At 44.0% G+C, this 273-nt stretch carries 1 rRNA gene; it reads right to left on the minus strand.

The window, feature by feature from the left end:
• Nucleotides 1-157: 157 nt before the first annotated feature.
• Nucleotides 158-273: ribosomal RNA gene (locus GTP45_RS27850) — 16S ribosomal RNA — on the minus strand; the annotation flags it as partial.

A 273-nucleotide genomic window follows, 5' to 3' on the forward strand; every position in this document is an offset into this window, starting at 1 on the left:
TAAGCATTTACTACTTGTGATGATGAGTTTTACTACCCTAAGTGTGTGATTTCTCACACGCTTAAATAAAACTTTACTTCTTCCAGATTGTTAAAGAACGTTACAGCAGATAAGTGTGAGCACTTGGCATAGTTCCGAAGAACTCTGCAAACTCTAGAAAGGAGGTGATCCAGCCGCACCTTCCGATACGGCTACCTTGTTACGACTTCACCCCAGTCACGAATCCTACCGTGGTAAGCGCCCTCCTTACGGTTAAGCTACCTACTTCTGGTA

The organism is Duganella rivi (assembly GCF_009857435.1).
Classification (GTDB): domain Bacteria; phylum Pseudomonadota; class Gammaproteobacteria; order Burkholderiales; family Burkholderiaceae_D; genus Rugamonas; species Rugamonas rivi.